At 69.0% G+C, this 14,497-nt stretch carries 13 protein-coding genes; 11 read left to right on the top strand and 2 right to left on the bottom strand.

Annotated features, from left to right (window positions below):
• Positions 1–7 precede the first annotated feature (7 nt).
• From CQ044_RS04505 to CQ044_RS04515, 3 genes are read left to right on the top strand one after another with little or no spacing between them, the layout of a single operon-like run.
• Complete coding sequence (locus CQ044_RS04505; protein WP_105687167.1) at positions 8–580, top strand: GNAT family N-acetyltransferase; 573 nt, start codon at positions 8–10, stop codon at positions 578–580.
• Between the two features lie 54 nt (positions 581–634).
• Positions 635–1,225: an RNA polymerase sigma factor gene (locus CQ044_RS04510; protein WP_105687168.1), complete on the top strand. Its 591-nt coding sequence runs from the start codon at positions 635–637 to the stop codon at positions 1,223–1,225.
• Positions 1,212–2,354: a hypothetical protein gene (locus CQ044_RS04515; protein ID WP_146116734.1), complete on the top strand. Its 1,143-nt coding sequence runs from the start codon at positions 1,212–1,214 to the stop codon at positions 2,352–2,354. The genes CQ044_RS04510 and CQ044_RS04515 overlap by 14 nt, the downstream gene beginning before the upstream one ends.
• Here CQ044_RS04515 and CQ044_RS04520 read toward each other — a convergent pair.
• The gene (locus CQ044_RS04520) at positions 2,318–2,839 is read right to left on the bottom strand and encodes an NUDIX domain-containing protein (RefSeq protein ID WP_105687171.1); all 522 of its coding nucleotides are present in this window, start codon (positions 2,837–2,839) and stop codon (positions 2,318–2,320) included. The two genes, CQ044_RS04515 and CQ044_RS04520, sit on opposite strands and share 37 nt — an antisense overlap.
• Positions 2,840–2,904: 65 nt before the next feature.
• Here CQ044_RS04520 and dnaE point away from each other — a divergent pair, with 65 nt between their 5' ends.
• From dnaE to CQ044_RS04545, 5 genes are all read left to right on the top strand, one after another.
• On the top strand, positions 2,905–6,423 hold the full coding sequence (dnaE, locus tag CQ044_RS04525; protein ID WP_105687173.1) for a DNA polymerase III subunit alpha: 3,519 nt from the start codon (positions 2,905–2,907) through the stop codon (positions 6,421–6,423).
• A gap of 104 nt (positions 6,424–6,527) precedes the next feature.
• Entirely contained in the window at positions 6,528–7,994 is a 1,467-nt protein-coding gene (locus CQ044_RS04530; protein ID WP_105687175.1) for a CvpA family protein, read from the top strand.
• A gap of 6 nt (positions 7,995–8,000) precedes the next feature.
• On the top strand, positions 8,001–9,335 hold the full coding sequence (hisD, locus tag CQ044_RS04535; RefSeq protein ID WP_105687176.1) for a histidinol dehydrogenase: 1,335 nt from the start codon (positions 8,001–8,003) through the stop codon (positions 9,333–9,335).
• A 10-nt stretch (positions 9,336–9,345) separates the two neighbouring features.
• On the top strand, positions 9,346–9,819 hold the full coding sequence (gene nrdR / locus CQ044_RS04540; protein ID WP_105687178.1) for a transcriptional regulator NrdR: 474 nt from the start codon (positions 9,346–9,348) through the stop codon (positions 9,817–9,819).
• 44 nt (positions 9,820–9,863) lie between these two features.
• Entirely contained in the window at positions 9,864–10,886 is a 1,023-nt protein-coding gene (locus CQ044_RS04545) for a quinone-dependent dihydroorotate dehydrogenase (protein WP_105687180.1), read from the top strand.
• Positions 10,887–10,959: 73 nt separating this feature from the next.
• Here CQ044_RS04545 and CQ044_RS04550 read toward each other — a convergent pair whose 3' ends face one another.
• Entirely contained in the window at positions 10,960–11,520 is a 561-nt protein-coding gene (locus CQ044_RS04550) for a DUF3043 domain-containing protein (protein WP_045272491.1), read from the bottom strand.
• A 53-nt stretch (positions 11,521–11,573) separates the two neighbouring features.
• Between CQ044_RS04550 and CQ044_RS04555 the strand changes: the two genes are divergently transcribed.
• From CQ044_RS04555 to coxB, 3 genes are all read left to right on the top strand, one after another.
• Complete coding sequence (locus CQ044_RS04555) at positions 11,574–12,989, top strand: dipeptidase (RefSeq protein ID WP_105687182.1); 1,416 nt, start codon at positions 11,574–11,576, stop codon at positions 12,987–12,989.
• Between the two features lie 118 nt (positions 12,990–13,107).
• Positions 13,108–13,470, top strand: coding sequence for an iron-sulfur cluster insertion protein ErpA (gene erpA, locus CQ044_RS04560; RefSeq protein WP_045272493.1), 363 nt, complete (start codon positions 13,108–13,110; stop codon positions 13,468–13,470).
• Positions 13,471–13,592: 122 nt separating this feature from the next.
• Positions 13,593–14,492, top strand: a complete 900-nt coding sequence (gene coxB, locus CQ044_RS04565) for a cytochrome c oxidase subunit II (RefSeq protein WP_105687183.1) — start codon at positions 13,593–13,595, stop codon at positions 14,490–14,492.
• The last annotated feature ends 5 nt before the right edge of the window (positions 14,493–14,497 follow it).

Here is a 14,497-nt window from a genome sequence, read left to right on the forward strand (position 1 = left end):
TGGGCTCATGAGCATCGAGGTGCGCCCTGCGACCGTCTTCGAGGACGTCGCGACGCTGGTCGGGCCGAAGAACCCGGCCTCGAACGTGTGCTTCTGCCTCAGCTACCGGATCGGGAACAAGGAGAACGTCGCACTGCATGGGCCCGCACGCGCCGAGCGGGTGCGCGAGCTGTGCCATCAGGATCCGGCGCCCGGCGTGATCGCCTATCTCGACGACGAGCCGGTCGGATGGGCGGCGGTGCATCCGCGGCGGGACACGAGCTTCGCGCGCAATCGCCTGATCCCGCAGATCGATGATCTCGACGTCTGGTCGCTGTGGTGCCTCCGCGTGCGTCCCGGCCACCGGAAGCAGGGGATCTCGCACGCGCTGATCGAGGGCGCCGTCGCCCATGCGAGAGAGAGCGGTGCACCGGCCATCGAGGGGTACCCCGTCGACAACGAGGGCGCGAAGGTGAACCTCACGATGGCCTACGCGGGCACGCGCTCCCTGTTCGAGTCCGCGGGCTTCGAGAAGGCCGCCGACACCGGCTCGGTCCTGGACGGCTTCCCGCGGGTGCTGATGCGACTCGACCTGCGGTGAGTGCTGCTCCGCAAATACCGTGAACCGGATGCGCGGGCTCAGACAATACATAGCGTGAGCACAGACAGCGAGATCATCCAGAGGTCTCTCGAGCAGCCGGAGGCGTTCGCCGAGTTCTTCGACCGGCACGCGAGAAGCGTGAACGCCTTCGCGACCTATCGCGTGGGGCGCGCTGCTGCGGAAGACGTGCTGAGCGAGACATTCTTGACGGCCTTCCGCCGGCGCGCGGACTTCGACCTCGCCGCCGAATCGGGAGTTCCCTGGCTCCTCGGCATCGCCGCACGGCTGATCCGTCGGCATCGCGCGGTGGAGGCGAAGCACTGGAGGTCGTTCACGGCGTCCGCGAGGCGCGAGGAGCTCACGTCGTCGGGCGGCGTCGATGAGGCGCTGTCACGTGTCGATGCGGAACGCGAGGTGGCGTCGCTCAAGACGCGGATCGCCGCCCTCGCGCCGAGAGACAGGGAGACGCTCCTGCTCTACGCCTGGCAGGGGCTGAGCTACGAGGAAGTGGCGGAAGCCCTCGGCATCCCCGTCGGAACGGTGCGGTCGCGACTCAATCGCGTGCGCCGCCGCCTGGATCCGGACCGTCGGATCGAGGCGTTCGAGAAGAAGCAGCAGAAGGGAGAGAGCGTTGGACGTGTTTGAGAAGGTCGAGAAGATCAGGCCCGAGATCGAGGGCGTCGAGGAGAGCCTCGCGGCTGCGCGGATGCGGCTGATGACGGAGATCCGCGGCGAAGAGCGCCCTGTGCGCGCGCGCCCCGTCCGACGGACGTGGTTCCTCGCTGCAGGAGCGGCCGGAGCCCTGGCGGCGGCGACCGCCGGGGTGCTCATCGTCGGTGGCATGACCGCACCGAAGCCGCCCGTCGTCGCGCATCCGGCGCCGACTCCTGCGCAGACCGCTCCTTCCTCTCCCGCGCCGACGCCGACGGCGTCCGCGGTGCCTGAGACGGTGCAAGGCGTGTTCAGTGCCGCGTCCGCGTCCGCGATCCACGGAGGGTTCTCGCCGCAGTCCGGACAGTACCTGCGCGTCACCTGGACATCGGACCGTGTCCTCCTCGGGGACGACTCCACGATCTCCGAACCCGGCTCCGGTCTGTCCTACCCGATGGCGACGCATGCCTGGGTGGTGCGGAGCAGCGGCACCACGTACATCCCCGCCGATCTGACCGGCGACTGGTACCGGACGGGGGATGGACCGGTCGCGGTCACCTCCGCCTATGGACAGGACGCCGACGCCGACGCGCGGTTGCAGCAGCGTCTGGATCTGTGGAGCACAGCGGGCGGCGACGGACGATTCGAGAGCGGTGGAGGCTCCCTGCCCGAGGGGGACGGGACCACCTACAGCGACTACCTGACGTCACTGCCCGCGGATGCCGACGGGGTGCTCTCGCAGTTCTCCGAAGGTCAGGGCAGCACCACGGACTACCATCACGCCGCGATGGTCGGCTGGAGGCTGATCACCCTGCTCGGATGCAACGCGGGATCCGGCGACGTGCGTGCGGCGATGCTGCAGGCCCTCGGCCGGCTTCCCGGTTCGTCGATCGTCGACAGCCATGGATCCCTGCGCACGATCTCGTTCGACTCGTCCTTCGGGAGCGAGCCGGGGGAGTCCGGCGATGTGCAGCGTCATCAGACGATCACCGTCGATGTGTCCAACGGACGCGTGACGGGCAGCTCCGACAGCACCAACCCCGGCGGGAGCATCGTCCCCGACGGCGTCGCCGATGTCAGGACCGACTACGTCGTCGACGTCGTGGACGGCCTGCCCGGCTGAGCCGCCCGCGGCGGCCTCCCGCCGCGGAAATGCGCAGGATCGTCCTCCGCCATGGCGAGGGCGATCTTGCGCACGTGGGCGTCGTCGACGTCGCCCATCGCGGCGAGGTCGTAGAAGCCGACCTCCGTGAGCTCGCCGTCGGCCGGGTACGGCTCGCCCGAGACCCAGGTGCAGCGGAACACCAGATCGAGGTAGTCGACCTCGTCGCCGTTCGCGTAGGTCACGCGGGGGAGCTGCTGCACGAGGGCGAGTCGCTCCACCTTCACCGCCACGCCGGCCTCCTCGAGGCATTCCCGCGCTGCGGCGTCCGCGGGCTCCTCGCCGGGCTCCACGATCCCGGACACCGCCTGCCATGCGCCGTTGTCCGCGCGCTTGCCGAGCAGCACCTTCTCGTCGCGGAACACGATCGCGGTGACGCCGACGAGGTTCAGCGGGGCGTGACCCACATGCTCTCGGAGCGCGAGGACGAAGTCGGGGGTGGTCATGCGATCCAGGCTATCGGCGGGCGTCCGGGGCCTCGATGTCCCACCCCGAAACGTAGACTCGAAGCATGGCATCAGACTCCTTCGTCCACCTGCACGTGCACAGCGAGTACTCGATGCTGGACGGGGCCGCGCGCATCGGGCCGCTCGTGCAGGAGGCCGTCGCTCAGGGCATGCCGGCGGTCGCCGTGACCGACCACGGCAACACGTTCGCCGCATTCGAGTTCTACAAGGCCGCGCAGGCGGCCGGAGTCAAGCCGATCATCGGCATCGAGGCGTACGTCACCCCCGGTACGCACCGCAGCGACAAGTCCCGCGTGCAGTGGGGTTCGCCGGAGCAGCGCCGCGACGACGTCTCCGGTTCCGGCGCCTACACGCACATGACCCTGCTCTCCGAGACCACCGAGGGCATGCACAACCTGTTCCGGCTCTCGTCGACGTCGAGCCTCGAGGGCTACTACTTCAAGCCGCGCATGGACCGCGAGATCCTGCAGAAGTACTCCAAGGGCCTGATCGCCACCACGGGCTGCCCCTCCGGCGAGATCCAGACCCGGCTGCGTCTGGGCCAGTACGACGCCGCCCGTGCGGCGGCCGCCGAGTTCCAGGACATCTTCGGCAAGGAGAACTACTTCGCCGAGATCATGGACCACGGGCTCGAGATCGAACGGCGCGTCACCGGCGACCTGCTGAAGATCGCGAAGGATCTGGGGATCCCGCTCGTCGGCACCAACGACCTGCACTACACGCACCAGCACGACTCGACCAGCCACGCGGCGCTCCTCTGCGTGCAGTCCGGCTCGACCCTCGACGATCCGAACCGGTTCAAGTTCGACGGCGACGGCTACTACGTGAAGTCCGCGGCGGAGATGCGCCAGGTGTTCCGCGATCACCCCGAGGCGTGCGACAACACGCTGCTCATCGCCGAGCGCTGCGACGTCTCGTTCAACACCGGCGCCAACTTCATGCCGCGCTTCCCGGTTCCGGACGGCGAGACCGAGGAGAGCTGGTTCATCAAGGAGGTCGAGAACGGCCTGCACTACCGTTACCCGGGCGGAATCCCGGACGCGGTGCGCACGCAGGCGAACTACGAGGTCGAGGTCATCTCGTCCATGGGGTTCCCCGGTTACTTCCTCGTCGTCGCCGACTTCATCAACTGGGCCAAGGACAACGGGGTGCGGGTCGGACCAGGGCGCGGATCCGGAGCCGGGTCCATGGCGGCATACGCGATGAAGATCACCGACCTCGACCCGCTCGAGCACGGTCTCATCTTCGAGCGGTTCCTGAACCCCGACCGCGTCTCCATGCCCGACTTCGACGTCGACTTCGACGACCGTCGTCGCGGCGAAGTGATCCAGTACGTCACCGAGAAGTACGGCGACGAGCGCGTTGCGCAGATCGTCACGTACGGCACGATCAAGGCCAAGCAGGCGCTGAAGGACGCAGGTCGCGTGCTCGGCTTCCCGTTCAGCATGGGGGAGAAGCTCACCAAGGCGATGCCTCCCGCCGTGATGGGCAAGGACATGCCGCTGGACGGCATGTTCAACCCGGAGCACCCGCGGTACAAGGAGGCCAGCGAGTTCCGCGTCGTGATCGAGTCCGATCCCGAGGCGAAGACCGTTTTCGACACGGCCCTGGGCCTGGAGAACCTGAAGCGCCAATGGGGCGTGCACGCCGCAGGCGTCATCATGTCCTCGCATCCGCTGATCGACATCATCCCGATCATGAAGCGCGAGCAGGACGGCCAGATCGTCACGCAGTTCGACTATCCGTCCTGCGAGTCGCTCGGGCTCATCAAGATGGACTTCCTGGGGCTGCGCAACCTCACGATCATCTCCGACGCGCTCGCCAACATCCGGATGAACCGGGGCGAGGAGCTCGTGCTCGAAGACCTCGCGCTCGACGACCGCCCGTCCTACGACCTGCTCACCCGAGGCGACTCGCTCGGCGTGTTCCAGCTCGACGGCGGCCCGATGCGCGCGCTCATGCGCCTGATGAAGCCGGACAACTTCGGCGACATCTCGGCCCTCATCGCGCTGTACCGGCCGGGCCCCATGGGCGCCAACTCGCACACGAACTACGCCCTGCGCAAGAACGGCCTGCAGGAGATCACGCCGATCCACCCGGAGTTCGCCGACTCGCTCAAGGACATCCTGGAGGAGAGCTACGGCCTCATCATCTACCAGGAGCAGGTGATGGCGATCGCCCAGCGCGTCGCCGGGTTCTCGCTCGGTCAGGCCGACATCCTCCGCCGTGCCATGGGCAAGAAGAAGAAGAGCGAGCTGGACAAGCAGTTCGAGGGCTTCCAGGGGGGCATGCACGCGAACGGCTATTCGGACGGCGCCGTCAACGCGCTCTGGGAGATCCTGCTGCCCTTCTCCGACTACGCCTTCAACAAGGCGCACTCCGCCGCCTACGGCGTGATCTCGTACTGGACCGCGTACCTCAAGGCGCACTACCCGGCCGAGTACATGGCGGCGCTGCTCACCAGCGTCGGCGACTCCAAGGACAAGATGGCGCTGTACCTGAACGAGTGCCGCCGCATGGGCATCAAGGTGCTGCCGCCCGACGTGCGTGAGTCGATCAACTTCTTCGCGGCCGTCGGCGAGGACATCCGCTTCGGTCTCGGCGCCGTGCGCAACGTCGGATCCAACGTCGTCGAGGGCATCGTGCAGGGCCGCCAGGAGGAGAACTTCACCTCCTTCCACGACTTCCTGAAGAAGGTGCCGCTGCACGTCGCGAACAAGCGCACGGTCGAGTCGCTCATCAAGGCGGGCGCGTTCGACTCGATGGGCGACACGCGGCGCGCTCTCGTGGAGATCCACGAGGACGCCGTCGAGGCGTCGGTGGGCCAGAAGCGCAACGAGGCGCAGGGCGCCATCGGCTTCGACTTCGACAGCCTGTACGACGAGATCGAAGAGGTCGCGCCTCCCAAGGTGCCCATCCGCCCGGAGTGGACCAAGAAGGACAAACTCGCATTCGAGCGCGAGATGCTCGGCCTGTACGTGTCGGATCATCCACTCGCCGGCCTCGAGGTCCCGCTCGCGAAGCACGCCTCGATCGCGATCAACAGTCTGCTGGAGTCCGAGGATCTGCAGGACGGCGATCAGGTCACCATCGCCGGGCTCGTCACGAGCGTGCAGCATCGCGTCGCCAAGGCCAGCGGCAACCCCTACGGCATGATCACGGTCGAGGACTTCGGCGGCGAGATCACGATCATGTTCATGGGCAAGACGTACCTCGAGTTCCAGAGCATGCTGCAGCAGGACTCGATCCTGGCGGTGCGCGGGCGCGTCTCCCGTCGTGACGACGGCATGAACCTGCACGCGCAGTCGGCGTTCACGCCCGACGTCGGCTCCTTCGACGCCGCGGGACCGCTGTCCCTGTTGGTGCCGGAGCAGCGGGCCACCGAGCGTGTCATCGAGGATCTGGCGGACGTGCTGCGCCGCCACGCCGGCGAGACCGAGGTGATGCTGAAGATGCATCGCGGCGGGCGCGCGAAGGTGTTCGAGGTGCCCATGCCGGTGACCGTGACGGCGGACCTGTTCGGCGATCTGAAGTCGCTGCTCGGTCCCCAGTGCCTGGGCTGATCGCGTCAGGACGTCGCTCAGGAGGTCTCCACCGTCGCCGGGTAATATCGGGTCCCGTTCGACGGCCGAAGCCCCCAGCGGCCGCACGACGAAAGGAATCACCGATGACCGGCGACGTCCCCTCCGCTGAGATGGCGCAGGAAGTACAGGATCCGACTTCGAACGACGACCCCTCGTTCGACATGGAGGTCGACGAGGGCCCCCTGCCCGCTGCGGCGCCGCAGCAGGGCTGGTTCGGCTTCTCGCTGCGCGAGCTGATCATGATCGGCGCGTGGGTGATCGCCTTCGCGCTCTCCTTCGTGGCCGGCGGAGGGAGCGTCCTGGACAGCTCCGCGACGGTATGGACGATGAATGGCGCGTGGGCGCTCGCCATCGGCGTGCCCACCGCCGCCGTGTTCCTGATCGTGCTCCGCCGGCTCTCTCCCGAGGGGATCCGTCGGGTCGGATCCCTCGGCATCGATCAGTTCGCCTCCGTGGCCTTCTCGGTCGCGCTCGTGAGCTGGGTCGTCCTGCTGTGGCAGCAGCTGGATCTGGTCGGCGCGACCCGGCGGTCCCCGCTGGTCACCTGGCCGCTGTGGCTGGAGATCCTGCTGATGCTGGTCCTCGTCGCGGTGACGGTCTTCGCGGCGCTCATCCCCGGGCTCCGCGAGGACTTCGAGGAGCGGACCGAGACCCTCGCGCACCGCCGTGCGAATCCCGTCCGTCCGGTGTTCTCGCGTCCCCGTCCTGTGCGGGCGAGGGGAAGCGTCTCCGACCCGCAGAACGAAGACGACGTGGATCCGGGTCTGCTGCACGACAACGAGGTCGGCGCGGCCGGACACCTCTCGGCCACGGGTGTCACGGGCGCGGTGGTCCAGGGTGAGACGGGCTACGTCCCCGAGCACCACCGCGAATCCTTCCTGGCATCGGGGGAGACGCCCGTCGTCGCCGTCGTCGAGGCACAGCCCTCGCCGGTTGCGCAGGAGACGGTGCCCTCTGACGACGCCCTCACCGGCGTCATGCCGACCGCGGACGCCCTGACCGAGACGATCTCGGACGCCGACCGCCCGGCGCTCCAGGACGAAGAGCCGCCGGCTCCCGCCGAGGATGCGCGGGAGGAGGGCGAGCCCGCCACGCGCGCCGACGTCCGACGCGCCGCGGTCGTCGCGGAGCCGGAGCCCGAGCAGGAGTCCGACTCGTTCCCGGACGCCGCCCGCGGACCCGTCGATTCGCAGGACTCGAGCGCCGCGCCGCAGGATCTCTCCGACACCATGACGGAGGTGCTCGGCGACCTGCTCGATCCGTCGTCCGTGGACGAGGTGGCCACGCACGCGGTCGACGTCGTGCCGCAGGACGGCGTGCAGGAGCCGGATGCGGTGAGCTCGGTGTCGACGGGGGAGCAGCTCCAGCCCTTCTGGGCGCTCGCTCCGGACACGCGCGTCGTTCATGACGCGCGGGGCGACTCGATTTTCACGATCGGGCCGGAAGCATGGATCCTTGTTCTCGAGGACCGTGGCGGCGCCTTCGTCGTGCGCCACGACGATGGTCGCGTGGGCTACCTGCACGACACCGAGAACATGACCCGAGGCTGAGGACGCATGCAGACGATCGACCTGAGGGGACGCACCCTCTCCACCGCCGAGATGCTGGCGGCCGTGCCGCGCGCCACTGCCGCGCGTGCGGAAGCGCTGGCCACGGCCACCGCGATCGTGGAAGACGTGCGCGTACGCGGCGAGGAGGCGCTGCGCGAGCAGGCCGAGCGTTTCGACCGCGTCAGCGGGCACGCGATCCGGGTGCCGCGAGAGCACATCGACGAGGCGCTCGCCGGCGTCGACCCGCGGGTTCGCGCCGCGCTCGAGGCCGCCATCGACAGGGTGCGTCAAGGATCGGCAGCACAGGTCCCCGCGCCGCGCGTGACCGAGATCGGCCCCGGTGCCCGCATCGTGCAGCGCTGGCAGCCGGTCGGTCGGGTCGGCGTCTACATTCCGGGCGGCAAGGCGCCGCTCGCCTCGAGCGTCGTCATGAACGTCGTTCCCGCACAGGTCGCGGGCGTCGGCAGCATCGCGCTCGCCTCCCCGCCGCAGTCCGGTGAGGACGGGCGCATCCACCCGACGATCCTGGCCGCCGCAGGGCTGCTCGGGGTGGACGAGGTCTACGCGATCGGCGGCGCGGGCGCGATCGGCGCCCTCGCCTACGGCGTCGAGGCGATCGGTCTCGAGCCGGTCGACGTCATCTCGGGCCCCGGCAACAACTACGTCGCCTCCGCCAAACGCGCCGTCGCCGGCGTCGTCGGGACGGACTCCGAGGCCGGGGCGACGGAGATCCTCATCGTCGCGGACGCCGACGCGGATCCTCGCCTCATCGCCATGGATCTGATCAGCCAGGCCGAGCACGACGAGCAGGCATCCGCCGTCCTCGTCACCGACTCCGCCGAGCTCGCCGACCGCGTGGCCGTCGAGGTCGCGAACGCCGCGGCCACGACTCGGCACAGCGTCCGCGTGCAGACCGCCCTGGACGGACCGCAGTCGGCGATCGTGCTGGTCGACGACCGGGCGGCCGCCGTGGCCTTCAGCAACGCGTACGCGCCGGAGCACCTCGAGCTGCACCTCGAAGATGCGGAGGAGGCCGCCGCCTCCTTCACGAGCGCGGGTGCCGTGTTCGTCGGAGACCAGACGCCGGTGAGCCTGGGCGACTACATGGCCGGCAGCAATCACGTGCTGCCGACCGGGGGACAGGCGCGCTACGCATCCGGACTCGGGTCCTACACCTTCCTCCGTCCGCAGCAGGTGATCTCCTACGACCGGGACGCGTTGGCGCGCGCTCGCGACGGTGTCGTCGCGCTCGCCGACGCCGAGGTGCTGCCGGCGCACGGCGAGGCCGTCGAGGCCCGTTTCACAGCCGCGCCCGAGCCCGCCGCGGCGGCCGGGGCGTAGGCTTTCTCGAATGCACTGCCCGTTCTGCCGTCATCCGGATTCCCGCGTCATCGACTCCCGCACGAGCGACGACGGGCTCTCGATCCGCCGGCGCCGTCAGTGCCCCGAGTGCGGGGGCCGGTTCACGACCACCGAGACCGCGAGCCTGAACGTCATCAAGCGCTCCGGCGTGATGGAGCCGTTCAGCCGCGAGAAGGTGATCTCCGGCGTCCGCAAGGCCTGCCAGGGGCGACCCGTGACCGAGGCGGATCTCGCGATCCTCGCGCAGCGCGTCGAGGAGGCGGTGCGCCAGACCGGCGTCTCGCAGTTGGACACGAACGAGATCGGCCTCGCGATCCTCGGCCCGCTCCGGGATCTGGACGAGGTGGCCTACCTCCGTTTCGCGAGCGTCTACCAGGCGTTCGATTCGCTCGAGGACTTCGAGACGTCGATCGCCGAGCTGCGCGCCGACCACCGCCGCGCCGCCGCGCAGACCGCGCTCTGAGCCGCCGGTCGGATCCACCGCGTCCGACCGGTAGCCTGGCAGGGATGTATGCCCTGCTCTTCCGCCTCGTCCTCGCGCGCTTCGATCCCGAATTCGCCCACCATGCCGGCATGGTCGTGGTGCGGATCCTCGGCGTGCCCCCGTTCTCCTGGGTGGCGCGTGCGCTGACCCGGCCGGCCTCCGGCGACGAGGTGCAGGCGCTGGGGCTCACGTTCCCCACCCCCTTCGGCATCGCCGCCGGCTTCGACAAGAACGCGGTCGGCGTGCGCGGGCTGTCCGCGCTCGGCTTCGGCCATGTCGAGGTCGGCACGATCACCGCCATCCCGCAGCCCGGCAACCCCAAGCCGCGCCTCTTCCGACTCATTCCGGACCGCGCGGTCGTGAACCGGATGGGCTTCAACAACGCCGGGGCCGAGGCCGCCGAGAAGCGGCTGTGGAAGCTCCGCCGCCGCAGGCCCTCCGCCGTGATCGGCGTGAACATCGGCAAGAGCCGTGTGGTCGCGGTCGAGGACGCGACCGCCGACTACGTCGCCTCGGCCGTGCGCCTCGCTCCGCTCGCGGACTACCTGGCGATCAACGTGTCCTCGCCGAACACGCCGGGCCTGCGCGGCCTGCAGGCCGTGGAGACCCTCGCGCCGCTGCTGCGCGCGGTGAAGGCCGCCGCGGGAGCGACTCCGCTCCTGGTGAAGATCGCCCCCGATCTTCCCGACGACGAGGTCACCGCGATCGCGGAGCTCGCGGTCGCCGAAGGGCTGGACGGCCTCATCGCGACGAACACGACGATCTCGCGGGAAGGACTGAGCACGGACCCCGTGAAGGTCGCCGCAGCGGGGGAGGGCGGCCTGTCCGGCGCCCCGCTCAAGGAGCGCTCGCTCGCAGTCCTGCGTCTCGTCCGCGCCGCTGTGCCCGCCGATTTCTGCGTCATCTCCGTGGGAGGGGTCGAGACCGGTGCGGAGGTGCGGGAGCGGCTCGAGGCCGGTGCGACCCTGGTGCAGGGGTACACCGCTTTCCTCTACCGCGGACCGTTCTGGGCGCGCCAGATCCGCGCCGGGCTGCGCACGCGCTGACCCGCACACGACGAGAAAGGTCCCGGGCGCTCGCTGCGCACCGGGACCTTCTCGTCTGTCAGGGGGATCCGGATCAGTCCGGGTACTGCCCGCGCTTGACCTGGGGCTTCGGCAGGCGCATGAAGCGCATCTGCAGCGACCGCATGGCGGCGTACCAGGCGAGACCGCGCTCTCGCTTGTCCTTGCCGTACTTCTCGGCGATGCGGCGGTTCACCCGGATGCCGAGGAAGACCATGTCGATGACCGCGATCGCGATGAACCCCCACAGGCCGATGAACGCCCAGTAGGCGACCAGCGTGTTCGGGATCAGCGAGACGACGATCACGACGACCATGAGGGCCATGATCCACTCGCTGACGTGCCAGCCGGCGTCGACGTAGTCGCGCACCCAGCGGCGCTGAGGGCCGCGGTCGCGGACGGGGAGGTACTTCTCCTCGCCGTTGGCCATGCCGATGCGCTGCCGGTCCTGGCGCTGACGCAGGTCGGCGCGCGCCTGCGCCTTGGCCTCCTTGGTGTCCGGCACGAGCGGCCGGCGACGGGCGGCCTCCTGCTCCGCGCGCGTCGGTGTGCGGCGTCCCTTGCCGCTCGCGTCGGCCGAGGAGTCCTCTGGTGCGGGGGTGGGAGTGCTGGGCACGAAGGCTCCTGAGGTCGAGAGACGGGAAACGGGTGTTCTCTAAGATTACCTGCATGACTTCTCCCTCCTCCTCGGTCACCGCCCCCGGTGACGTCGAAGCCGCCGTCACCGCCGCCGTGAGCACCGGGATCCCCGCCGCCCTCAGCGATCTCGGCGCCCTGGTGCGCATCCCGGGGATCGCATGGCCCGCCTTCGATCAGACCCAGCTGGTGCGCAGCGCCGCAGCGGTCGCCGAACTCGCCGAGGGGACGGGAGTGTTCGACAGCGTGCGCGTGCTGCGAGCGGCGATCCCCGGCACCGACGAAGTCGGACAGCCCGCCATCCTGGCCCGCAGGGCCGCGCGCAACGGCAAGCCCACGATCCTGCTCTACGCGCACCACGACGTGCAGCCCCCCGGGGCCGACGAGCTGTGGGAGACCCCGCCGTTCGAGCCGACCGTCCGCGACGGCCGCCTGTACGGCCGCGGGGCCGCCGACGACAAGGCGGGGATCATGGCGCACATCGCGTCCATCCGCGCGGTCGCTGAGGCGCTGGGCGACGACCTGGACCTCGGCATCGCGATGTTCATCGAAGGCGAGGAGGAGTACGGATCCCGCTCCTTCGCGCAGTTCCTCACCGACAATGAGGACGCGCTGCGCGCCGACGCGATCGTGGTCGCGGACTCCGGCAACTGGGACTCCGACACGCCAGGGCTCACGGTCTCGCTGCGCGGCGCGGTGCGCTTCACCCTCACGGTGCGCACGCTCGACCACGCCTCGCACTCCGGCATGTTCGGGGGAGCGGTGCCCGACGCCATGCTCGCGACCATCCGCCTTCTGAACACGCTGTGGGACGAGAACGGATCCGTCGCGGTCGAGGGGCTGACCGTGCGCGACGCCGCCACGCCCGAGTACAGCGAGGAGACGCTGCGCGACGAGACGGGGCTGCTGCCAGGGGTGTCGCCCATCGGCGACGGCACGATCCTCAGCCGCATCTGGAACAAGCCGTCCGTGACGGTGATCGGCGTCGACGCCACGTCCGTCGCGGCGGCATCCAACACCCTCTCGCCCGAGGCCACCGTCGTGCTCAGCTGCCGCATCGCGCCGGGGCAGAGCGCGGACGACGCGTACGCCGCACTGCAGGCGCACCTGCGGGCTCACGTGCCTTTCGGCGCCGAGCTCTCCTTCTCCGACGTCGATCTCGGCAACCCCTTCCTGGTCGAGACCAGCGGATGGGCCGTCGGCCTGGTGCGCGGTGCGATGGCGGACGGCTACGGCACGGCGCCGGTCGATCTCGGCATCGGCGGATCCATCCCGTTCATCGCGGACCTGGTGGAGCGATTCCCCGGCGCAGAGATCCTCGTGACCGGGGTCGAGGACCCGCACTCGCGGGCGCACAGCCCCAACGAGTCGCTGCACCTGGACACGTTCCGCCACGCCGTGGCGACCGAGGCGCTGCTGCTCACGCGGATGAACGAGATCACCCTCTGACGACCCGGAGTGCATCGAGACGCGGTCGTGACCGGCCGTGATCGATGCCCTGCGCGTGCGCGGCGGTAGACTCGACTGACGGAAACCGTGCCTGGCCACGGCCGATCCAAGGAGCGACATGAGCGACATCACCCTCACCCCCGAGACCACCGCCGCGCACGGCGTGAAGCTCACCGACGCCGCAGCGGCGAAGGTGAAGAGCCTGCTGGAGCAGGAGGGCCGCGACGACCTGCGCCTGCGCGTCGCCGTGCAGCCCGGAGGCTGCTCTGGCCTGATCTACCAGCTCTACTTCGACGAGCGCTATCTCGAAGGCGACGAGACCGTCGATTTCGACGGCGTCGAGGTGATCATCGACAACATGAGCGTGCCGTATCTCGATGGTGCGGCGATCGACTTCAAGGACACCATCTCGGAGCAGGGATTCACGATCGACAACCCCAACGCGCAGGGCTCCTGCGCGTGCGGCGACAGCTTCCACTGACCCGCAGAATTCCCCTCTCCCACCCCTGCGCCATCCACGCCGAACCTGCGTGGATGGCGTGAATCGGGTGTGAGCTTGCCCTAGACTGGGGTAGCCCACGTCCGTGATCTGAAAGGTGCATCGTGCCCTCGAAACGCCGCCTTCGTTGGGCCGCACTCCCCTTGGGAGTTGCGGCAGCCGTGGCCCTCGCGGGATGCTCTCCCACCGAGCTCCACGGATTCCTTCCGGGCTTCGTAGCCGATGGCACACCCGCCACCAACCAGACCGATCGCGTCGCCGCGCTTTGGGTCAACTCGTGGATCGTCCTGCTCATCGTCGGCCTCATCACCTGGGGTCTGATGGGCTGGGCCGCGATCGCCTACCGCCGCCGCAAGGGCCAGACCGGCCTCCCGGTGCAGCTGCGCTACAACATGCCGCTCGAGATCTTCTACACGATCGTCCCGCTGATCCTGATCTTCGGGATGTTCGCCTTCACCGCGCGCGATCAGACGATCATCGAGACGCAGTACGACAAGCCCGATGTGGAGATCACCGCGATCGGCAAGCAGTGGGCCTGGGACTTCCAGTACGACGGCAAGGAGAAGGACAACTCCGACGCCGTGTGGACCATGGGTGTCCAGGCGCAGCCCGACAAGGCGGGCAACATCGATCAGTCGGCTCTGCCGACCCTGTACCTGCCGGTCAACAAGACGGTCAAGATCAACCTGCAGTCGCGCGACGTGATCCACTCGTTCTGGATCATCGACTTCCTGTACAAGAAGGACATGTACATCGGCAAGGACAACTCGTGGTCCTTCACGCCGACCCGCGAGGGCACTTACCAGGGCAAGTGCGCAGAGCTCTGCGGCGAGTACCACTCGATGATGCTCTTCAACGTGAAGGTCGTCAGCGACGCTGACTACCAGTCGTACCTCGCCAAGCTCAAGGACGAGGGCAACACGGGTGACATCACCGACGCCTACAACCGCCTGACCAACTACCCCGGCACCGGCAAGCCCACGACCGACTCGGAAGCGAAGTAAGCAGA

It is taken from the genome of Microbacterium sp. MYb64, assembly GCF_002979495.1.
Taxonomy (GTDB): Bacteria; Actinomycetota; Actinomycetes; order Actinomycetales; family Microbacteriaceae; genus Microbacterium; species Microbacterium azadirachtae_A.

What these genes read in the sequence shown, in the direction of transcription:
- erpA (WP_045272493.1), top strand. Translation starts at nt 13,108, where the DNA reads ATGAGCGACATCACCCTCACCCCCGAGACCACCGCCGCGCACGGCGTG.
- dnaE (WP_105687173.1), top strand. Translation starts at nt 2,905, where the DNA reads ATGGCATCAGACTCCTTCGTCCACCTGCACGTGCACAGCGAGTACTCG.
- CQ044_RS04545 (WP_105687180.1), top strand. Translation starts at nt 9,864, where the DNA reads ATGTATGCCCTGCTCTTCCGCCTCGTCCTCGCGCGCTTCGATCCCGAA.
- CQ044_RS04505 (WP_105687167.1), top strand. Translation starts at nt 8, where the DNA reads ATGAGCATCGAGGTGCGCCCTGCGACCGTCTTCGAGGACGTCGCGACG.
- CQ044_RS04555 (WP_105687182.1), top strand. Translation starts at nt 11,574, where the DNA reads ATGACTTCTCCCTCCTCCTCGGTCACCGCCCCCGGTGACGTCGAAGCC.
- CQ044_RS04520 (WP_105687171.1), bottom strand. Translation starts at nt 2,839, where the DNA reads ATGACCACCCCCGACTTCGTCCTCGCGCTCCGAGAGCATGTGGGTCAC.
- CQ044_RS04530 (WP_105687175.1), top strand. Translation starts at nt 6,528, where the DNA reads ATGACCGGCGACGTCCCCTCCGCTGAGATGGCGCAGGAAGTACAGGAT.
- hisD (WP_105687176.1), top strand. Translation starts at nt 8,001, where the DNA reads ATGCAGACGATCGACCTGAGGGGACGCACCCTCTCCACCGCCGAGATG.
- nrdR (WP_105687178.1), top strand. Translation starts at nt 9,346, where the DNA reads ATGCACTGCCCGTTCTGCCGTCATCCGGATTCCCGCGTCATCGACTCC.